The sequence below is a fragment of the Psychromonas sp. SR45-3 genome, from assembly GCF_014163575.1.
In the GTDB taxonomy this organism is placed as follows: domain Bacteria; phylum Pseudomonadota; class Gammaproteobacteria; order Enterobacterales; family Psychromonadaceae; genus Psychromonas; species Psychromonas arctica.
Genome location: NZ_JACJDP010000016.1, coordinates 1 through 21,365 on the forward strand (window position 1 = coordinate 1; position 21,365 = coordinate 21,365).

The window sequence follows — 21,365 nt, forward strand, 5'->3', positions numbered from 1 at the left end:
ATTCCAAATATTGATACACAATAAAGTAGTCTACCATCTCGTCGGGCTTAACTCTCTGTAAACCACTGCCAAGATCATAGGTTCAAGTCCTGCTCTCGCAACCAACTTCTAATTCTTTTAGAAGATAAAACCCAACAATAAAACTCCCAATATTGATACACGATAAAGCAGTCTAGCATCTCGTCGGGCTCAACTCTCTGTAAACAATGGCGAAGGTCATAGATTCAAGTCCTGCTCTCGCAACCAACTTCTAATTCATTTAGAAGATAAATCCCAAAATAAAAAACAATAAAATTCCCAATATTGATACACGATAAAGCAGTCTAGCATCTCGTCGGGCTCAACTCTCTGTAAACAATGGCGATGGTCGCTCCCTTTGTAAGTCAAAATATAATGGAACAATACTTTTCACAAATATCAAAGGCCACAAAAGAGAATAGGCACGTTGTCGTTATCATGGATGTACAAGCAGGCATAGTGTTCGGATGGAAGTAAGCTTCGGGAATGTCTCGATAATAAAACGCCCTCGCTATTCGCCAGAACTAAATCCTATAGAGCAAGTATGAAGTTGGATGTGTCAGCATCATTAGCAAATCGCAGTTTTAACGAATAAGAAAATGCAGCTTTAAAGGATATGATAAATATAATCGATGAAGTTGGTCACGCATAGAATAGCTTTATAGGGCCAGTAAAAGAGCAATAGAAACGTGCACAAAGGACTGGATGAATCTGATCAGTTAAATTTACACATTACTATTAATCATAAAGATATTGAGGAATGGGTAATATAAATAGTGGTGATTTAAAGTCACTTTTCCGTACTCAAAGTGCGATAAAAATGACATGTGACAGCTCGTTTTAGCACATTCTAAAGAGGGTAAACCGCATACTCAAATTGCAAGATTTCTTAAAGTAAGCGATATAAGTAAAAAAGCCCATTCTGTAAAAAATGAGCTTTTAATTTCAACTTAGATCATGATGCTAGTTTTTCTTAACTCAAACCAGCGTTATTTACTCTTTTTGGGGGTCAGGATCTTTACTCTCTTCATTGCTGTCGCTGAGTACTTCCGCTAACGTGGTACGTGATAAGTGCCCTTCTACTTCACCTTCGGCATTTAAAACAGCTAAAGGATGCTCATTATCTAACATGTCAGAAATAACAGATTCCAATAGTGCATCACTTTGTACCGATGGCACATCTTCTAATAACTCATCAGTAATCGCATTGCCATAATCACTTTTTTCAACATTCTCTAATGTTTCTTGTGTGATCATACCTTGATAACCATCATCATTTACAACGTAACCATACTCTTGTTTAGATTTACGCATTTGTGCGACAGCTTCACCAATATTTTCGCTAGAGATCCGACAAATTTGTGGTTGCATAACAGTCTCAACGGTTAACGCACGTGCCCTATTTACATCTTTTACAAAGGCTTCAACATAGTCATCGATGGGATTCAATAAAATATCAACAGGTGTACCTTGTTGAATGAGTAATCCATCTCGTAAAATCGCAATTTTGTCACCAATACGTAATGCTTCATCTAGATCATGGGTGATGAACACAATGGTTTTATGTAATTTATCTTGCAGTTCAATTAACTGATCTTGCATTTCACTTCGAATAAGAGGATCTAGTGCAGAAAAGGCTTCGTCCATTAATAAGATATCAGCATCAGTACATAGTGCACGCGCTAAGCCAACACGTTGTTGTTGTCCACCAGAGAGTTGGCCTGGGTATTGTTTTGCATACCCGTCTAAACCCACCGTTTTTAACCATTCATTACCACGCTCTTCACGATCTTTCTTAGCCACACCCTGAACTTGTAGGCCATAAGTAATATTTTGCAGAACAGTACGGTGCGGCATTAAACCAAAACGTTGAAATACCATCGCCATTTTTTGACGGCGGAAGTTTTGTAGGTCTTTGTCGTTTAACTGCATCACGTCATCACCAGCAACCACTATTTCACCTGCTGTTGGATCAATTAAACGATTAAAGTGACGAATCAATGTTGATTTACCAGAGCCTGATAAGCCCATGATCACAAATATCTCACCGGGATAAATATCTAAATTAATATCCGCTAAGCCAACGGTATGTCCTGTTTCTGCTAAAATAGCTTCTTTAGATTTACCTGCTTTTACTTCCTCTAAAACTTTTTTCTCATTTTTACCAAAAATCTTATATAGATTTTTAATACTAATTAAAGGAGCGTTATTTTCATTCGAACTCATCTTAATGCCCCCCAAAATTTTGTAACGTACGTTTTGCATAACTTTGTGAAATTCGATCAAAAATGATCGCTAATGCCACAATCGCAAGACCATTTAATAAACCCTGTGTAAAGTACTGGTTACTAATCGCTTGTAATACTGGTTGTCCCAATCCTTTCACCCCGATCATTGATGCAATAACTACCATGGCTAATGCCATCATAATAGTTTGGTTAATACCAGCCATAATAGTCGGCATTGCTAACGGAATTTGCACGCCAAATAATCGCTGCATTGGGCTCGCACCATAAGCGGTGGCAGCTTCTAACACTTCTTTATCAACAAGGCGTATACCTAAGTTTGTTAAACGAATTACTGGAGGAATCGCATAGATAATCACCGCAATCACACCCGGCACTTTACCGATACCCAGTAACATAACCACTGGAATCAAGTAAACAAAAGCAGGCATCGTTTGCATAACATCTAAAATGGGGGTAACAAGCGATTGCACTCGATTAGATCGCGCCATAGCGACGCCAATCGGCATCCCTATTAGAATCGCCAACAAGGTAGAAACAATGATCATGCTCATGGTGCGCATTGTATCTTCCCACATACCGAAATAACCAATGATGACAAAAGCTGCCGCGACTGAAATAGTTAGTTTAAACGAACGACTGGCTGCGTATGAGAAAGCAGCTAGAACAGCGATAACTAACCACCAAGGAGTTGATAATAGTAATTTTTCAAACCAAATGAGGGTGCTTAATAATGGGTCAAAGAAAGATTGAATAGCATCGCCGTATTCACGTGAGAAGTCACGAAATAGACCATCTAATAATTTTTTAAAATCTCTTAATTCTTGACGATCAAGCTGCGGGATTTCTGACATCCATGACTTGTCTGACATTTTATTTTTTCTCCTGAAAAAATTCTAACCGACCTAGGTAAATATCTAGCTAAGTAGAACGCTAAAATTGATACAGTGTAAGTTATTTACTTGCCTAGAAGGTAATAAAGCCTAGTTTAACTAGGCTTTATAGGAAGGATTATAATTCTGCTAATGCTTTTTTAACTTTTGCAGCGGTAGGTGCATCAACCCATTGCGTCCATATTGATTCATGGTTAGTTAGGAAATACTCAACGATATAATCACCATCGGCTTGTTCGTCTTCTTTCCAAGCTAATAACGCATTCATTTGTTCATTAGTAAATGAACGACCAGCAAGATAAGCCACTACCTCTGGCGCTCTTTTCGCGAAATCTTCAGTGACAACTGACTCCACTGCTGAAGGCGGGTACATAGTCACTTTAGGATTTAAACAATCGATTTGAGTGGTACAGTTTACGAACTCTTCTTTATCGATACCCGTTCCAAAATCTACTTTAACCATTTTGTATTTACCTAAAACAGATGTTGGCGCCCAGTAGTAACCTAGCCAAGCCTCTTTGCGCTCATAAGCTTTAGCAATTGAACCAGATAAACCTGCACCTGAGCCTGGATCTAATAACTCAAAACCAGAAGCTTCTAAATCAAGTGCTGTAAACAATTGGCTAGTTGAAATTTGACAGTTCCAACCTGAAGGACAGCCCATTAAGGCAGATTTAGTTGGATCTTCAGGGTGTTTAAACAATTTTGCATTGGCTCTAATACCAGCAATAGTGGCTAATGTAGGGTCTTTCTCAACCATGTAGGCAGGTACCCAAAAACCTTCTTCTCCACCATCGGTCAGTGTTGTGCCAGCATAGCGAATTCGACCTTCAGCAACTCCTTTATCTAATGCTTCACGCATTGAGTTACTCCAGAATTCAGGTGCAATATCAGGTTGCCCTTTTTCAATCATTGCAGCACCGGTTGGCATGGTATCGCCAGGTACAAGCTCAGCATCACAATCAAAACCATGTTCAACAATAAAGCGGTCAACATTGGCAATAACGGTTGCAGAAGCCCAGTTCATATCAGCAATAGTTACTTTGCCACACTCACTTGCCGCAGCAGGTAAAGTGAAAGAAGCACAGGCAAGTAGTAATGAAGATGAGATGAGTTTACGCATATTAATATCCTTATTAATGAAGTTTGCATTTACGGTTAAAAATTAGAATTTATGACTAAAAGATGAGGATTAACATAGCAAACGAAACAACATAGTACATTAAATAAGCTTATATTTGAAGGTATTAACCATAATCACAGGGTTCGCAAGCGATAAATGAGACCATGCTTTAATTTATTGAATTGAGTCACATTAATTTTCATCAGTATGCTATGTAAACATTTATGGCATGGTTAAATGTCCCCTTTCATGATCTCTTAGCGATATTGAAATAACCTTATTTACAAGAAAGGAAGCCAACTAATACCACTATTCTTGCGTTAACAGCTATCAATAAACAGTAAAATCAACAGCGCTTGTGACTGAGCTAGTAATGAAAAACACGGTAATGACAGCAAAAATCACTCTTAAAATTAGTAATTATAACTTACTCATTTATTTAACTTTGTGGCAGAATAAATTTTTAATCACTTTACCAGACTGAATAATTCTATGATAAATATTGTAAATTTAGCACATGAAAAATTAACCATCGATCATTGGCAAATACGCAACAATGAAAGCTGGTGCGTATTAGGCCGTAATGGCTCAGGAAAACAATATATTGATCAGCTTTTAACTGGCGATCTACAAATAGACAAAGTGGATCAACTCACTCTGCCGAGTAAAGAAAAAGTAGGTATTATTTCTTTTGAAGCACAGCAACAAACCTATGAAAACACGCTAGCAATGGAAGCGCCAGACTATGTGGATGCAAACGATGTTGGCACCAAAGCGCAAGATTTTTTACCGCAAGATAGATGGAACGACCCACTGATTAGCGAGTTCGGACTCAGCCATCGTATGCAAACACGCTACATTCAATTGAGCACGGGTGAAAGTAGAAAGTTATTAATTCTACAAGCTATATTTAGCGGTGCTGAACTGTTAATTTGTGACAATCCCTTTGATAGTTTAGACGTACAATCCTGTGAAACTTTATCCAATGCGCTAGCACGTTTATCTCATACAGGCTTCACCATTGTGCTGATGCTAAGTAATCGCCAAGATATTCCAAAGTGGTGTAATAACATCGCCTTTATTGAGCGTGGCCGAGTAGATGTAATTGGCCAGCTCGATGATATTGAAACTAAAAATCAATTAGATGCATTATTAAGTCCAGTGCCTGACCACATTCCTTGGCCAGAAAACATACAGCAATTATCTGATTATAATCATCCTTATCTAGTGAAACTAAACAAAGGTACTGTCCATTATGGCGGCGTTAATGTTTTTGAGGATTTAGACGTTGAAATAAAACCACTGCAACATACCTTGATAACAGGGGCTAACGGTAGTGGAAAATCAACCTTAATGCAGCTGATTACTGGTGATTGCCCACAATGTTATAGCAACGATATTCATGTACTAGGTTACAAAAGAGGTTCTGGAGAAACTATCTGGGATGTTAAAAAGAACATGGGAATAGTTAGCTCTGAATTACACCGCCAGTACCGTGTTAATGGCGAATTGTTAACCGTGGTATTATCGGGTTTTTATGACTCTATTGGTATGTATCAACAGGCCACAGCTCACGAAGTTAACATTGCACAGCAATGGCTAGAAAAGATTGGTTTATTGGATCAGCAGAAAAGCCTATTTCAGAGTTTAAGTTACGGTGAACAACGACTGGCTTTAATTGCCAGAGCCCTAGTTAAATCACCTTATTTATTAATATTAGATGAGCCAACACAGGGTCTAGATGAGTTAAATAGACACCGTGTTCTTAATTTCCTAGAGCACCTAGCCACTCAACAACACAGCACCATGTTATTAGTCAGCCATAGAAGGGATGAATTTTTACCTATTTTTGAACAACATATTACCCTTTAGTTGAACTTCAATGTTGAATCCGCTAAAACAATAAAGTTTATAAAATAGTTAATGATTAGAAAAATAACCGGCTGAAAACTAATTTCAGTCAGTTAATTTGGCCACTGTAACTTGGCTTTATCAATACCATTTTTACAACTCATCGGCTCATTACCTTTAAAGTTCCGACATCCCCAAAATTCACCTTTTTTGCTTTTCCTTAACGCCATTTCTGCGCCACACTGATCGCATACAGGCACTATTTCAGAACAAGCTGGATTAAGGCATGTTTTAAAACCAGTATATTTGCTTTTTGTCATTGCCGTATCACATTGACGACAGCCTCTTTCTTTATGGTCACAACGAGGAAAATGCGAGCATGAAAAGAAGTGTCCAAAACGTCCTTTACGCGGTATTAGCGTGCCAGTTTCGCACAGCATACAGGTAATTTTATCCACTAATGTCTGACTAATTGATATACCGAATTCATTTAATTCAACATCGTAACCATCCACCAGCTCCTTAACAAAATCACTGCCATCAAGCATATCTGCAATAATATAAGCGCGCTCTTTAGCCCGTGTTAATGCCACATACATTAAACGCCTTTCTTCCGCATATTCAAAATCTTCAGGCTTAGCTAATAAAGCATCAATAATGGCAGGAGTGGCTTTTTGAGAAGGGAAACCAAGTTTGCCCGATGTCATCCCCATGATCACAACAAAATCCGCCTCTTTCCCCTTGGAAGCATGAAAAGTTTGATTTTCAATAAACAGTGTTGGGTACTGTTTATTGAACTGAGCCAAGGTTTGCTTATCGGGTAACTGAAACCAATATCGTGCTAATAAATATACGCTTATTTTGTCGTGTTGATGAGGTTTATTAGCAATGGCAGTTAATACTTCCGCTAGTGCACCGTTGGCAACTTCAGCAATGCTTTGTGTTTGTTGTTTATTAGCAGTGAAACCATTATTAACACCTTGATTCACGACACTTTTACGTAAAATAGAGACAGCTGGTTTATCAACCTGTTTAATTGCATCGATAGTTTTAGTTAACTGTGATGGATTTTTACTAACAAACTCAGTCGCCACTCTTGCAATGCTGTTATTAAATCGAAAGGTTTGATCCAGCTGTGTTTGTGTACTGGCGCCAAAATACTGCTCAAATTCAGTTGTTAATGACACATCCCCACCACTAAAACGATAAATAGCCTGCCAATCATCACCGACTGCAAATATTGAGCAGCTTTTACGATTATCACGTAAAGCCTTCACAAGGCGAGCACGTGGCTCAGAAATATCCTGAAATTCATCAACCATGATATAACGCCAAGGTGAACGAAATTGGCCATTTTCAATATACCGCAAAGCTTTATTGATCATATCTTCAAAATCAATTTCATTACGAGCGTCTAGTAATGCTTGATATGCGGTTAAGATAGGTTGCAATAACTGTAAGGCTTTACTGGTTTGCGTAGGGTCAGCTGCATTCGCAATAACTTTTTTTTCTAATAATGGATCTAAACAAGCCGCTTTATACAACCCCACCAAGGAGGAAAAAAGCTCAGCTAATACACTAATACGCCCGGTTTCTTTGAGGTTAGCTAATATCACTTGTTCAGGTAACGGCTGGTACTGTATACCCTGAGCTGAAAGGGATTTTTTTAAGTGGCTTAATAGCATCCCCTGTTTATGCATCGCATAGGTTAATTCGATACACTCAGTATTATGTTGTTGATGAGTTTGCCGCTTCCATTGTATAGACGCATGGTAATCTTCCCTATCAATATAGGGTGCAGTATCGCCATTTTCATCAATACCATAATACTCAATATACAGATTAAACGTGGGCAAAAAGAAGTCGGGTTGGTACTGTTTACGCTCAATAGTGCGTACATCAAGCGCATAGTGAGCTTCATATTGATAGTCGATGCCATGATTAAATAACCAATTGGCAATATACAATTCACCAAAACTTTTAACCTGTTCGCCTTTCAAAGTACGAATATCATTGTCTGTGAGGTATTGGTAATAATCACCTAAACTAGCAAACTCAAAGTGATTTTTTTCTGCAAAATAATAGCGACTAAAATAAGTGAATACAGCTTGTCTATACTCTGCTTGTTGATTAATTAATTGCTCAAAACAGTCTTGTACCCATTTAGCTTTAGCGTGCTGATCTTCAGCAAAATGCGATAGATTAGGTTGTGCAGATTCTACTTTGGCAATAATACTCAAGCCTAAATGGTGAAACGTAGAAGCTTTGATTGTATCAATGCCTAACTTATCTTTAATACGCTGATCCATTTCAAGCGCTGCTTTTCTGCCATAGGCTAATAATAATATATCACTAGCTTTTGCCTGTTGGCTTTTAAGTAAATACCCTGTTCGCCCCACCATCACGCTGGTTTTACCTGTACCAGCTCCTGCTAATAACAGATTGTTATCGTCATCAATCACACAAGCTCGACGTTGCATTGCAGTTAATGGATTAGATTCAACTGCATCAAAAAATGATTGATATTGTTGAAGTTGTTGCTTGATATAAGCGTCACGAAACGCGTTAATCTGCGCCACTTGCCAATGGCGGTAGCGTGATAGTTTTTCTAAGTAAGGTGCTAGTGATATAGGTACTCGTTTAGCAGATAAAACCCAGGGAAACCACTTTTCATACTCTAGGGTTACTGCCTTGAGTAGTCGCTTTAGCACTGATTGTCGAAGGTATTGACGACTAATAAAAGGTTCTATCTTAACTATTAGTTGTATCAGTGACTGTTGATTCGCTTCTATCCACCACTGCTGGCATTGATGCTTATAACACTTAGCGGCGTCATAGCTTAATTTACTTAAGTGATAGTATTTATGGTTAGATTCAACAATTAAAGTTTGACCAAGCCATGCTGAAATGAACACAGGTGGCTTAGTTAACGCGGTCCAATTAGCTTCTGATTTAACTTTATCAACGCAAATAATCACCCCTTCGGCATTAAAGTTAATTTCCGTACGGTGACCAAAGAGGCGACCGAAAATGCTTGAAGTGATTGATGTCATGATGATAAATAGCCTGATAGAAGGTCAAAGAGCGCTTAAAGTACAACTTAATATAAGAAATGCAAGTCAGCTGCAAGTAACACGGCGCACAAAATTAAGGCATGATACTGGGGCTTAATGACTTTTAAAACCAATGAAAGCCGTGAGAATAAAAGTGTTTAATGTTTTGGCCCTGTAAATCATTTACAAGGTCTTCTGATACTCACCGCATTAAATACTCATTTTTTGTGTTTTGATGGGACGATAATAGAAGTTAAGGTTTCTTCTTCAATTTTTTAATCACTATTTCATTTAACTTTGGTGCAGCGGCTCTTAACAAATTAGGATAAAGTTTTTTGCCACTATGCAGGGCACGATCAAACTGCTTTTTGATACCAATGCTTTTGCCTATTGCTTCCCGTCGCTGCCTATTGCGCTGCACATTATTTGCATTTTCAATCTCTGCTTGCAGCATGTTTTTCAGATTTTCTATACCAAAGTGTGGTTTATTCGGGCTAATTGAAAGTGCAATTATTTTATCCGGCGTTAATAGGGTTTGATTATAATCCATCGCTTGCTTAATGATCTTCGCTTTGGCTGCCTTTGCTTCAACTAAGTCCGGTTGTATTAAATCATAGGGAGGTTGCCAATCATCAACCGGTTTAAGCCTATCAACTTGATTAACTACCCCAACTACCGTCGCTCTTTTACGAGAGATATGCTTTACATCGTCATAATAGACATCAAACTTAGTTTTAAGGTTTTTATCCAATGCGCGTGCAGGCTGGTCAGCTTTTAAGATCCAAAGAATAAGGTCTGCACTAGTCATTTCAACCAGCATACTTTGCTCTGTTTTAGGCTTACCATCTAAGCCCTGTAAATCGATCAGTCGAATATCAATGCCATCTAACCTTGCTTGATAAGCAACCGTGCCGTCGGTGCAAGGTAAAACATCCACTTCGGCCATTAATTGCTCTTTGAGTACATTAATAACCGATGATTTACCTGCATTAGTTTGCCCGACAATAACAATACGTATTGGCTCTAAATCAGCCGCCATTCGCTGAGCATCCTGCGTCGCAATGTTAGAAGCGGTGACACTGCCCTGCTCAAAGTTAAATCGGCCACTGTATAAATCAATCGCAACAGAGGCCACTTCATCCAATAGAGCTTGCTTGGCTTGCATCTGTATATTTTCAAATAAACCTTTAGTCATGCCCGAGGTAGATTGATCTTTGATAATATCAGTGGCAAATTTAGCAGGATTTAAATATAAGTTTTTTGCATAATTAGCCCAAATAGCTACTTTAATCGCTTTTTGACCTACTTCACCATATTGGTCATAAGCTTTATAGCCACTTGTTAAATGAGAAATTTTAACCAACTCGATGGCAGGAATATACTCCTTAACCACTAATTGATAGCGTCGACTTATTTCCTCTAATAACTGCAAACCTTCGGGAATTGAAAAATCTAACCCTTTTTTATCAAATGCATGTGCAACAAAACTCATCAGCTGATAGGCAACTTTATCCAACACTCGCCACTCTGTATCAGCACCTAACAATTGACGAGCCTGGATCTTAGACTGCTCCCAGATAGCCACTTCATGCGTCGACCAATCGTTATTAACCTTAACCAAACTATCATCAACCTGCGCACTATTTTTATTGAGCTTATTTTGTTTATCTTGAACACGATGTTTTTCTTGATGACGATTAATTAGCCATAAAGGCAGACTGATCAGCAGCGTGCTAACCGCAATACAAACAGATAAAAAAAGCAGATAATCGTATTGAATAGCCAAAAATAAACCAAATCCCACCATCACCAACACAGGTAAAATAGCCGATACGACAGCAATCCCCCAACGCCCACCAGATAACTGCGATAAAAGTAAAAAGAGTTGTTTAATTTTTTTCATATCCTACCGCCGCCTTACCTTGTTTAAGGGCATTTTTATATAAATCTTGCATCACCTGTTCAGATATCGGCTCACCTTTACGCTTATGGTAAAAATAATAACAGGCAACGCGGCCTAATCCATAGGTTGTAGCAAAGCTCATCGATGCTGCCGCAGCGGCACCAATCGTTTGTCCATACACGGGAATTAATTTAATAAGCTGTCTTGCACCCAGTTTAGCTGAATACTGTAAGGCAAAACTACTGCCTAATGAGCCGGTTAGCTCTGTAAATGTGCGTTTATTCCACTGCACACCATATTGATTAGCCAAACTATGTAACATCTTCGCCTGAATAGCTGGCACAGTCACCAAACCAAGACCCGGAATCAAATCACTAGCAGCAGCACTACCGGAATACCACAGCACTTCTTTTTGTACTTGATTAAAGTTTGCATTTTCAATATCGGAATGTGCTTTATCTTCCACCAGCAAACCTAAAATAGGTAGTATTTTTGTGACTTCTGAAATTAATAACTGCTCATTATAAACCCCTCCTTCAGCAGCCTCAAAGTCTACACTGACCGAGTTAAAGGGGTTATTCCAAATGTCGCGCACTTGCATTTCATTAAATGCAATTTGTCGTTTTCTATCCGCTTCATTAGTTAATAAAACCGCACTATGGATCAATAATAAATACTCAATATTTTTGCTTTTTTTAATTTGTTTTAAAGCATCCAACACCGCGCTTTGTTCTGGTTCATCAACTTTCATCACCACCACAATCGCATTACCAGACTTACTGATCTCTTTTATATCTTCGCTGGCATCATAATCTGCCTCGCCTAAGCCGCGTGTATCTAAAAATCGCATCACAGCTTTTTGTTGCGGAAAGTCATAAACTTGTGCAGTCATGGTGCAAGGCTCGAAACCGTTACCCACTTCTACCGACGACAGTCCAGTTAACGCTTGAATAAAAGAAGATTTACCCGCCCCTGTTTTGCCTACTAACCATAGCGTTGGTAAATACTCATGCTGAATTTTTTGCGCTTGGCTGAGATCAGGATTTTTACTGGGGTTAATAAACTCTTTTACTTGTTCAAACATAGCAGCGGACCCGTGACTAAGTGAGATTGAATAGATTAAACTAATATGGATAAATTAAAGCGATCTTGTTTGACTAGAATAACCTGAGTAGAAAGGAGTGGCTAGCGGTGTTAATGCTAATTACTTGCTGATTGACAGTAATTTTCTTGTTTTATAAAAAAAATAGTGAGTGGCGATGGCGATTAATAATGAAAAATTTACTGTAATCGCCATTTTATGTAGATAGTGATGCAGAGGCTTACTACTTACTATATGTATTTAATATAGGTACTTACTATAGATACTTAGAATAGGTACTTATATCAATATTATAAAGTCGTTCTATCCTGCTAGGGCCTTATAAGACTAGGTAACCTTTAACAATCCAACTAAGCTAAGCAAGAAGAGATTGTACGTATTCTTTAATCTCGGGATTTTGGCAATTATCGAAAAAGCATTGTTGAAAACGTTCGCCCGATACTGCCGTTTTAACCAATGTTTGGTCAATAGCACGTAATGTGTCTAAATAGTTTTCTTTAACAACCGCGGCCTTAACATCATTTAAAATGCTCGCATTACTTTGTTGCGGTGCTGCACGCTCTAAAGGATAACCCTGGCCACGCTCTCCCGTGGTAAATGCTTTTTCAAAGATATAACGTACATTTAGCTCAGCGCCCCAGCCGTAACCTTTTGCAAAAGCCAAAGCCAGCGCATTGCCATTATTGATTTGATTAAATAGAAAAGCATCGGACGGGTCTAAGCAATAACCACATACCACTCCTGGGTGTATGTTTAATGACATCATCGCACCTTGACCAGTACCACAACCGGCAACAACAAAATCAACGGCTTTAGCATTGAGTAAAAGACTCGCCATAATACCAAGGTGGATATACGTTAAATGATGATCATTTTCATCGCTCATTCCAACATTATAAACAGGATAATCAAGCGGCCCGACTACTGTATTTAATTCATTTAAAATGGTCGCATTTTTACCTGCTTGACTATTTTCCATCATTAACGCTATTTTCATATTTTACTCCTGTGCTATTCGCCGTTCGTTTTGTCAATAAGGTTTAATAAGGCCAAATTCATTCGCCTGTATTTACTCATTTTTAAATAATAAATAATTTTTATATCAAAATACATTATCCCAATTCCGTTAATTAAATGTTTCTAGCTTTGATACTGTTTAATTACGGTTTAATTACGATATAGATATTAAAGGTCAATAACTTAAATATACAGACAAATGGAATTCACAGCAATAAATTTTAAAACAGTGTTTTATTATACATCAAATGTTATTAATATTGGTGATACTGGTTTAGATACAGAAGATATTTAATCAAAATGTAGGGGGTTAAGATAAGCAATTAAAGCCTAGCCATTAAAACTTAACGTTTATGAATTCAATTTAAGCTTTATAAGCTTTAGAGAAAGGGTAATAAGAACAAGCTACCAATTCGCTGTAGTCATGGAGGCTTGATTTGAGCGTATAACCGCTACCTCACAAATTATTTAAAAAGTAACGTTAGCCAAAACAACACTGAATGACTAACGCTCCTCATTGATTTACATTGTTAATGTTTACTTACGCCCTTCGGTCCAAGTAAATCCCCAACCAAAGTGTTGGTCACAATCTTTATGGCCATCAAATAATTTATTTAACTGTTCAACCTGCACATTGCCATTAGTGACCTTTATTTCTGCGATCGCACAAAATCGTTTTGATTTACTTTTTTCGGTAAGTTTTGACTCGATCGGAGCCATATCAGGTACATGTATTGTTACCTGTGCATTGGCTTTTTCCCAGTTCGGTGAACCTTCATAGATAAAAGCAAAAATGATTATCCGTTTAACATCTTGAATTTTATCGCCATTAATATGCAACCACTCACCATCGACACTTTTCCCCGTTCGGTCATCGGCTAACAGTTCCACATAGGGTGTAAATTCAAGGCGCTTACCTAGCGCTTGGACCAACGCCTTTTGTCCATTATTAAGCTCAACAAAAGCACCTAAATCTAAATCAATAGCTGAGCTGAAAAAACCGCCTGATGCCTGCGTCCAATTCAAATTCGCTTTAATTAATCCTAACGTACCGGCACGCTTAGTTAAATCCACCTTGGGTTGTGCTTTTGTTAAACTTATTTTGCTCAAATTAACCTTTGCAGATGCACTCGATGTAGTAGATGTAGCAACTCCATTTTCTGCAGAAGGTTTAGCTGGTGTTGGCTGTGCATCATTTGTACTTGGCTTTTCTAATTCCACGCCAAAATGTTCTGCTAGTGGCGCTAAACCACCATTAAAACCTTGTGCAACAAACCTCACTTTCCATTGCTCATTACGCTTATACAACTCCAATAAGATCAGTGCTTTTTCAGGGCGATCTAGCGTATCAACCACACAGTTAAATTGAGCAGTGCTTAACGCAGTATTTTTTCCCCAGGATGCTACGCTCTCTAACGTCGCAGTAATAGCAAGCTTTTCAATACGACTAGGGATTTTATCAAGATTAAATTCAATCGTCTGATTAACAATCTTAACCCCTGCGCAAGGTGAAGTCGGAAGACCATAAAAAATCATATCCTCGTCGACAGCAATTTTTGCCGTCGCATCCAGTAAAAATATGGATACGTCTATAGGCTCCGCTAAGTTATGCGTTAATGTAAAGGCATGCTGAGTAAGCTGCTGATTGCCACCGATCGGTAGATTTGTCACCTTAAATTCCTTCTAATAATGTATAAATAGAGATGATTTAAGTTACCATTTTTATTACAAAAAGTGTTTATAAATCTTAGGGTTTGCTATCTACAAAAAAGTAAAAAGGTGTGTCGCCGACAAAGCGACATCACTTAAAATAAGCATCAACCTGAACAGACCAGCGCAGAAGAGTTATAAAACCAAAATTTAACACTCTCAGGGCTAATATTGGCTTTGGCGATAAGAACCAAAAGAAATATCTAATCTGATAATATTGATAATTAAATTATAAGTCACATAAAAAATATTTAACAATATAAGCTATTTCTTTTAACATCTACGCGATCTCATTTTTCATAACACATTCAAGCTTTTGCTTTGTCAATACGAGTCAAACGAGCATAATCTAGGCCTCATTTTTAGGGATTGAGCAAGGCTCTTTTCCTTTGCAGAAACATAATATTATAAATGAAAGGTAAACGCATGAACCAAGCTATTTCTAATACCTGTATGCAAGATTGGTCGGATCGCGAGTCGACAGTAGAAACCATGATACCAATGATTGGTGCTTTGTACCGTAAAAAGAACATTGTGACTTCTGTATACGGCCGCCCTATTATAAATCGTTCTGTTATTGACTTATTAAAAGCTCATCGCTTTGTTCGCCATATGGAAGACCAAGAACTTTCTGTATTAGAAACCTTTCCCATCATTAATGCGATGATGTCGATGGATCTAGATCGCGCTCACGTTGATGTAGGTAAGCTTGCTGTTAAATTCCGTAATCAAGAGAATGCAACTGATCTTGAGACTTTCTTGAATGAAGAACTTAAAGGTGCACTTGGTCAAAATAGTCCTGCGACAAAAGAAAATCGTGATGTGGTGCTTTACGGTTTTGGTCGTATTGGCCGTTTATTAGCACGCCTTATTATTGAAAGATCAGGTGGCGGTAATGGTTTGCGTTTACGTGCGATAGTGGTTCGTAAAGGTAAAGGAAGTGACCTTGAGAAACGTGCAAGCCTATTGCGTCGAGATTCTATCCATGGCTCTTTTCGAGGCACTATCTCTATAGACAAAGAAAAAAATGCGATTATTGCTAACGGTAATTATATTCAAGTTATCTATTCAGATGCGCCTGAAAATGCGGATTACCAAGCATACGGCATTGAAAATGCTTTAGTCATTGATAATACCGGTATCTGGCGTGATCAAGCTGGATTAGAGCGTCACTTGCAAGCGAAAGGTGCTTCGCGAGTCTTACTGACGGCTCCAGGTAAGGGAGATATTAAGAACGTCGTTTACGGTATTAATAATGACGTCATTGAAGCATCGGATACTATATTATCTGCCGCTTCGTGCACAACTAATGCAATAACACCTGTATTAAAAGTGATTGATAATGAATTTGGCATTGTTAATGGTCACGTGGAAACTATCCACTCTTATACTAATGATCAAAACTTAATTGATAACTATCATGAAGGTGATCGACGTGGTCGTGCTGCGGCATTGAATATGGTTATTACTGAAACAGGAGCTGCGTCTGCCGTTGCAAAAGCATTCCCTGAAATGAAAGGGTTATTAACGGGTAACTCTATTCGTGTACCCACCCCTAATGTATCGATGGCCATCTTATCTTTGAATCTAAAGAGTGATGTAACTACAGAAGGAGTTAATGATTTTCTTCGTAAAATGTCTTTGTATTCTTCCGTGCAGAAGCAAATTGATTGGGTTAACTCTTCAGAAGTGGTATCAACCGATTTCGTGGGGAATTCTCACGCCGGTATCGTCGATGCGCAAGCAACGATTACTAGTGATAAACGTGTTAATTTATATGTTTGGTATGATAACGAGTTTGGTTATAGCCACCAAGTTATTCGTATTGCACAGCAAATGTGCGGAGTGTTTTACCCAATGTACCCTGTTGTGAAATAGCAATTAAAACCAAGAGAACCATAAGCTGGCCACATATTTTTAGACAAAACACTGATATTTTAGTGTGATGAATGAAATATGTGGCTATTAGCGAGTTGTGCTAACCAAGCAAATACTGTTGTAATGGCTTATTCATGATTGGCTTAGATTCAAGTGATATGTGAATAATTTGAGCTGATATTATCTCCACTTTCGAACGCCCTAGAAGCGACTCGGCCACAGAGCATCAAACATTTTAATATATGCCCCCCTTTCTTCTATCTACTATCTACTATCTAACAGCAAGTAGCGAAATGGCTTTATCGATGACCTTCTTTTTGATCTTATAACGCTTTCATTACGTATTTAAAAACAGAACATGCTCTAACAACAGCTAACAATTTTTTTAGGCCTGTTAGCTTTGCTACATTTTATAACGCAGAAATAATACAACAAAGAGCAGCTATTTAACGTAATGGGTATCTATTGAGCAGGGAATAAAATATGAAGTACATTATTTGTTTTTTTATCTTTAGTTTGTCTATTCAGGCTAAGGAGTTAGTGATGCTTACAGACCTCTCTCCACTAAGGTGGGAAAATAGGATCATTGTCGTTAGTACCATCAATAACCAAGACAGAATATTTAACATATTTGAGCAACATGAAACTGAGCTTAATGAGCGTGATATTGCTTGGTTCATCATGCAAAATGACACCATAAGTAGCAACTTCAACGGTAATATGACCGACAGCCTTGTATCTAACATAGTGAAACATTACAAAATAAATACGCAGGTGGAGCAAGATAAAGTGCTCTTAATTGGTAAAGACGGTGCTATAAAATGGACTGCACAACACCTTGATTTAGCAGTACTATTTTCAGAGATTGATGCGATGCCAATGCGACAAGCTGAGATGCGCACTCAATAAATTAAATGAAAATAAGTTGAGCGTAAATAAACTACTTAGTTATTAATTATATATTCATTTTTAATAGGACTTTATCGTGACTTCATCTTTCTATCGTATTGCTTTGATTAGCGCGGTTGCTCTTTTAACGGCCTGTAGCCAATCCAAGACAGATCCTAATTATGTCGCTTCGGCATCATTACCTAGCTACTCTCAAGACAATTTTCAACAGTATATTAATGAAACAAAACAATGGTTATCCCAGCATCGCATATTTAAAACAGATAATATTGAAAAAGAGTTACAAGCGAATGCCCCCTTTGAATTAATCCCTGAAAATCAGAATGGAGATGCCGTATTATTGGTACATGGTTTAGGCGACTCCCCTTACTCTTTTATGGATGTGGCGCAACACCTCGTTGCGCAGGGTTATCTTGTTAGAACAATATTATTACCCGGACATGGCAGTAAAGTTGGAGATTTAATGTTACCAACATTAAAAGATTGGCAAAATGTGGTGAGCCACCATGTTGCGTTACTAAAACCAAAAGCCAACAAACTCTGGCTTGGAGGTTATTCAACAGGTGCAAACCTAGTGACATCAGAGGCATTAAATGATGATGGTATCGAAGGGTTATTACTATTTTCACCAGCTTTTAAACCAGAATCAGCAGTAGTGAAATGGGCTAAAGCTGCCAGTTATCTGATGACATGGGCAGACCGAGATCCTGAAACCAATTATACACGCTATAACTCTTTGCCAATGAACGGCGCCGCTGTTTATTACGATACAGTGAAAGTTGTGCAACATGATTTAAAAAATACGACCTACAACAAACCTGTTTTTATGATGATAAGTGAAGGTGATAGCGTTATTGATACTCAATTTCCTACCAGCGTATTTCAAAAGCAATTTATCAATAATAATAATCAATTGATATGGCAAGGTGAGCGTGATTTATCAATTGAAAAAACGACAAGATTCAGCATGTATCGTCCCGATTTACAGATTGTTAATGGCTCTCACATGGGATTATTGTTTTCACCTAATAACGCCGAATATGGTCAACAAGCAGCGATCAGAATATGCAACAACGGACAAAGCAAAGAACAAGAAAAAGCCTGCGAACAAGGCGCTGATGTTTGGTTTTCTTCTTACGGTTCAAGAGAGGAAGGTAAAACCTTGGCACGCTTAACCTACAACCCCTATTTTGAACAAAGTATGGAAAAACTAGATACGATGATGAAGGGGCAATTATAGAGTTAACTGGATAGCTTATTTGTTTAAACCTATTTTAGAAGATGCTTTAAAAAACTAATTAGCATTTTAGATAAAATCTGCTTATAAAAAAGGCTGAAATCTTTAGTGAAAGATTTCAGCCTTTTATTAACTACCAGTCATTGATTAGTTTAGCAGTCATTGGTCAGTTGAGCATTGATGACTGCATATCAATTGATGATTATAAATCGAATTCAGATGGGGCAATACCCACTGCGTTACAAGCCTCTTTAATGACTTGTTTTTCATCAGCATCAAACTCGCCATCAGCACCACCAATAATAATACCTAACTGAATACAAGCGCGTGCTTGTTCTGGTTTGCCTTTTAATGCACCTAGCGCTTGAATCGCTTCAATTTTACCAAAATCGTAATCAGCTTCTAATTTGTTACAAAAGAAATCAAACTTTTCTTTTAGGTCAGAAGGCGAAAACACTTTTAATGTATCGTTAGCCATAATAAAACCGGCTGTTTTTTTGCGCTCGTCTGCATCGATGTCACCATCAGCAGCAGCAACTAATGCACAGATTGCCATTGACGCATCAGCAAATTTTTTATTTTTAAACTGGCCCACATTTTTTTGTAAATTTTCATTGGCCTCATTTAATTTTTCTTTAATATTATTCCAAAAACTCATTTTTACTTCTCCAAATTAAAATTAAACTAAACCAGTGATAGGTTTAGCATTAAGCGTATTAATATCAATTCCCTACAAAGGGATCTAATTTACCGTTTTCTACAAAAAACTTATGTTGAGCAAGGTTTAACATCGGGATGTCTACGGGTAAGTTACCATAGGATGCCTCTACACAATAGTCTAAAGCATCTTCTTCAATGGTCATATTAAAGCGACGTACTTTTTCTTCTAATTGACACTCAGGCCCGATTTCTCCAGTTAATTTTCCTTTTTCAGACTCCAGTAATGTTCCAATCACGCGCGCTACTGGCCATTTTAGTTGTGCCACGATACCTTCAATAAAAGGTTGTGGTGAAGCGGTGATGATCCAAACTTCAACGCCTTTTTCATGCAGATCATGCATCTGTTGCACCACTTCTTTTATTTGAGAGAGTTTTGCCGCACTCACTAACCCAGCTTGATAAACTTGTTCTGCATCCCTTCCCTCTAATGATTTTTTATAAAGGCGGTGTTTAATCAGGGATCTAAGCTGTCCACGATAGACTCTAAGATCCCAAAAAAGCGCAAATAGATAAAAAAATAAGGGTTTTCTACCTAACAAATATTTAAATAAATAGCTCAGTGAGTTTTCATGTACTAAGGTCTCATCAAAATCAAATAGGGCAACTTTTTTTGTATTCATATGACATCTTTAATTAATGCGCATGCCCCAAAAGGCATCGCTGGAAAGGTAATTATGCTAATTTCTTTTTCATTAGCAATACGTAATAAATGCTTTATATCTGGGTTATTCGGGTCATTCACAATTAACAAGTCTGGGACTCTGCGCAGCATGACGCGCGTGGCTTCTGCAATACCTGGCTTAATACGATTGATGTCACTGACATTGAATTCCTGCATCAGTTGAGAAATCGCTTGCTGTGTTTGTTGATGACGTAATTGACGCTCCTCAAAGCTTATCAACTCTGCCTGTCGATATTCTTTTGCTACAAAGCACGCTGAAATTGTTTCAATAAACCAATTTGAATAATCATAATCCTCTAGGTGCTGATAAGAAATACAGCCATGAAAGTCTTCTTCACCAATTTGCTCATTGATCACAGAGCGGCTTATTAACCCACTCACGGTTGAGTTCATAAGTGCGCTAGGGATAGTATAATCACGTAACGTTACCGAATAATCTGCTGTACCGCCAATGTCTGAAATCACGTAAAGTTGTGCGCCAATATTCACTTGTCGACTGTTATTATATTCAACAATAGCTTGCTTTAACTCTCTTGTGATCACGCCTTTTGCAGTCCAACCATCAATGAACACTATACTTTCAGGTAGTATTTTTAGATCATAGATAAGGTAATCAAGGGCATTAACGTCAATGCCTTTATCACGCACGATACTGATCGAAAAATGTTGAGCATTGACATTTGCATATTGAGTCATGGCTTTATTCACCAATACGCCAATAGGCGTGCCCGCGCGCACTAAAGACACAATACAAACATCCTGTTGAATATTGTGTTCTATTAAATAGGCCAGCTGTAGAATTTCATTGGCTAATTGTTGTTTATACTGCGCGGTCAGTGAAAGAAATAGTTGTTCATATGCAGCAGTGGGCTTTGATTCTTGACTGACCATTTGTGAATAATGCAATTGCCCTGTTTGAATCAACCTTTCTTTATCTTCCACTGTATAGAAGTTAGGCTCAATTTGTTTCAATAGAAACTGGCAATCTTGTTTTGAATAACTGCCTAATAATGGCTCTTTCAT

At 38.0% G+C, this 21,365-nt stretch carries 15 protein-coding genes; 4 read left to right on the forward strand and 11 right to left on the reverse strand.

Translation table 11 applies throughout. From position 1 onward, the window contains the following. Positions 1 to 1,011 precede the first annotated feature (1,011 nt). The 3 genes from H5084_RS10285 to H5084_RS10295 all read right to left on the reverse strand — a co-directional run bounded on the left by H5084_RS10285 (position 1,012) and on the right by H5084_RS10295 (position 4,280). Positions 1,012 to 2,244 carry a glycine betaine/L-proline ABC transporter ATP-binding protein gene (locus H5084_RS10285; RefSeq protein WP_028869630.1) on the reverse strand — a complete coding sequence of 411 codons (1,233 nt, stop codon included), beginning with the start codon at positions 2,242 to 2,244 and terminating at the stop codon, positions 1,012 to 1,014. Position 2,245: 1 nt separating this feature from the next. Then, positions 2,246 to 3,136: a proline/glycine betaine ABC transporter permease gene (locus tag H5084_RS10290; protein ID WP_028869629.1), complete on the reverse strand. Its 891-nt coding sequence runs from the start codon at positions 3,134 to 3,136 to the stop codon at positions 2,246 to 2,248. 139 nt (positions 3,137 to 3,275) lie between these two features. Continuing rightward, positions 3,276 to 4,280: an ABC transporter substrate-binding protein gene (locus H5084_RS10295; RefSeq protein ID WP_182690386.1), complete on the reverse strand. Its 1,005-nt coding sequence runs from the start codon at positions 4,278 to 4,280 to the stop codon at positions 3,276 to 3,278. Positions 4,281 to 4,772: 492 nt separating this feature from the next. On the opposite strand from H5084_RS10295, the gene H5084_RS10300 reads away from it, so the two are divergent. Further along, positions 4,773 to 6,152, forward strand: coding sequence for an ATP-binding cassette domain-containing protein (locus H5084_RS10300; RefSeq protein WP_182690387.1), 1,380 nt, complete (start codon positions 4,773 to 4,775; stop codon positions 6,150 to 6,152). A 92-nt stretch (positions 6,153 to 6,244) separates the two neighbouring features. Here H5084_RS10300 and H5084_RS10305 read toward each other — a convergent pair whose 3' ends face one another. The 5 genes from H5084_RS10305 to H5084_RS10325 all read right to left on the reverse strand — a co-directional run bounded on the left by H5084_RS10305 (position 6,245) and on the right by H5084_RS10325 (position 14,877). Further along, on the reverse strand, positions 6,245 to 9,184 hold the full coding sequence (locus H5084_RS10305) for a UvrD-helicase domain-containing protein (RefSeq protein WP_182690388.1): 2,940 nt from the start codon (positions 9,182 to 9,184) through the stop codon (positions 6,245 to 6,247). A 253-nt stretch (positions 9,185 to 9,437) separates the two neighbouring features. Continuing rightward, on the reverse strand, positions 9,438 to 11,087 hold the full coding sequence (locus H5084_RS10310) for a GTPase family protein (RefSeq protein ID WP_182690389.1): 1,650 nt from the start codon (positions 11,085 to 11,087) through the stop codon (positions 9,438 to 9,440). Then, positions 11,074 to 12,171 (reverse strand): YcjF family protein, encoded by a 1,098-nt coding sequence (locus tag H5084_RS10315; protein ID WP_182690390.1) that lies wholly within the window; start codon positions 12,169 to 12,171, stop codon positions 11,074 to 11,076. Before H5084_RS10315 ends, H5084_RS10310 begins: the two co-directional genes overlap by 14 nt. A gap of 373 nt (positions 12,172 to 12,544) precedes the next feature. Next, entirely contained in the window at positions 12,545 to 13,186 is a 642-nt protein-coding gene (locus H5084_RS10320; RefSeq protein ID WP_182690391.1) for an RpiB/LacA/LacB family sugar-phosphate isomerase, read from the reverse strand. Positions 13,187 to 13,743: 557 nt separating this feature from the next. Further along, complete coding sequence (locus H5084_RS10325; protein ID WP_182690392.1) at positions 13,744 to 14,877, reverse strand: TerD family protein; 1,134 nt, start codon at positions 14,875 to 14,877, stop codon at positions 13,744 to 13,746. A gap of 465 nt (positions 14,878 to 15,342) precedes the next feature. Here H5084_RS10325 and H5084_RS10330 point away from each other — a divergent pair, with 465 nt between their 5' ends. From H5084_RS10330 to H5084_RS10340, 3 genes are all read left to right on the forward strand, one after another. Continuing rightward, on the forward strand, positions 15,343 to 16,794 hold the full coding sequence (locus tag H5084_RS10330) for a glyceraldehyde-3-phosphate dehydrogenase (protein WP_259396748.1): 1,452 nt from the start codon (positions 15,343 to 15,345) through the stop codon (positions 16,792 to 16,794). Positions 16,795 to 17,277: 483 nt separating this feature from the next. After that, complete coding sequence (locus H5084_RS10335; protein WP_182690394.1) at positions 17,278 to 17,703, forward strand: DUF4174 domain-containing protein; 426 nt, start codon at positions 17,278 to 17,280, stop codon at positions 17,701 to 17,703. A 76-nt stretch (positions 17,704 to 17,779) separates the two neighbouring features. Continuing rightward, a complete protein-coding gene (locus H5084_RS10340; RefSeq protein WP_220485943.1) occupies positions 17,780 to 18,943 on the forward strand; it encodes a carboxylesterase in 1,164 nt (387 codons plus the stop codon). Positions 18,944 to 19,142: 199 nt separating this feature from the next. Here the strand turns inward: H5084_RS10340 and H5084_RS10345 are convergent, their stop codons facing one another. The 3 genes from H5084_RS10345 to H5084_RS10355 all read right to left on the reverse strand — a co-directional run bounded on the left by H5084_RS10345 (position 19,143) and on the right by H5084_RS10355 (position 21,365). Further along, a complete protein-coding gene (locus H5084_RS10345) occupies positions 19,143 to 19,598 on the reverse strand; it encodes a tellurite resistance TerB family protein (RefSeq protein WP_028869619.1) in 456 nt (151 codons plus the stop codon). A 64-nt stretch (positions 19,599 to 19,662) separates the two neighbouring features. Then, complete coding sequence (locus H5084_RS10350) at positions 19,663 to 20,280, reverse strand: HAD family hydrolase (RefSeq protein WP_028869618.1); 618 nt, start codon at positions 20,278 to 20,280, stop codon at positions 19,663 to 19,665. Next, entirely contained in the window at positions 20,277 to 21,365 is a 1,089-nt protein-coding gene (locus H5084_RS10355) for a cysteine protease StiP family protein (RefSeq protein WP_182690395.1), read from the reverse strand. Before H5084_RS10355 ends, H5084_RS10350 begins: the two co-directional genes overlap by 4 nt.

Excerpts from the sequence above, each read along its gene's own strand:
- H5084_RS10285 (WP_028869630.1), bottom strand. The coding sequence starts at position 2,244 with ATGAGTTCGAATGAAAATAACGCTCCTTTAATTAGTATTAAAAATCTA.
- H5084_RS10290 (WP_028869629.1), bottom strand. The coding sequence starts at position 3,136 with ATGTCAGACAAGTCATGGATGTCAGAAATCCCGCAGCTTGATCGTCAA.
- H5084_RS10295 (WP_182690386.1), bottom strand. The coding sequence starts at position 4,280 with ATGCGTAAACTCATCTCATCTTCATTACTACTTGCCTGTGCTTCTTTC.
- H5084_RS10300 (WP_182690387.1), top strand. The coding sequence starts at position 4,773 with ATGATAAATATTGTAAATTTAGCACATGAAAAATTAACCATCGATCAT.
- H5084_RS10305 (WP_182690388.1), bottom strand. The coding sequence starts at position 9,184 with ATGACATCAATCACTTCAAGCATTTTCGGTCGCCTCTTTGGTCACCGT.
- H5084_RS10310 (WP_182690389.1), bottom strand. The coding sequence starts at position 11,087 with ATGAAAAAAATTAAACAACTCTTTTTACTTTTATCGCAGTTATCTGGT.
- H5084_RS10315 (WP_182690390.1), bottom strand. The coding sequence starts at position 12,171 with ATGTTTGAACAAGTAAAAGAGTTTATTAACCCCAGTAAAAATCCTGAT.
- H5084_RS10320 (WP_182690391.1), bottom strand. The coding sequence starts at position 13,186 with ATGAAAATAGCGTTAATGATGGAAAATAGTCAAGCAGGTAAAAATGCG.
- H5084_RS10330 (WP_259396748.1), top strand. The coding sequence starts at position 15,343 with ATGAACCAAGCTATTTCTAATACCTGTATGCAAGATTGGTCGGATCGC.
- H5084_RS10335 (WP_182690394.1), top strand. The coding sequence starts at position 17,278 with ATGAAGTACATTATTTGTTTTTTTATCTTTAGTTTGTCTATTCAGGCT.
- H5084_RS10345 (WP_028869619.1), bottom strand. The coding sequence starts at position 19,598 with ATGAGTTTTTGGAATAATATTAAAGAAAAATTAAATGAGGCCAATGAA.
- H5084_RS10350 (WP_028869618.1), bottom strand. The coding sequence starts at position 20,280 with ATGAATACAAAAAAAGTTGCCCTATTTGATTTTGATGAGACCTTAGTA.
- H5084_RS10355 (WP_182690395.1), bottom strand. The coding sequence starts at position 21,365 with ATGAAAGAGCCATTATTAGGCAGTTATTCAAAACAAGATTGCCAGTTT.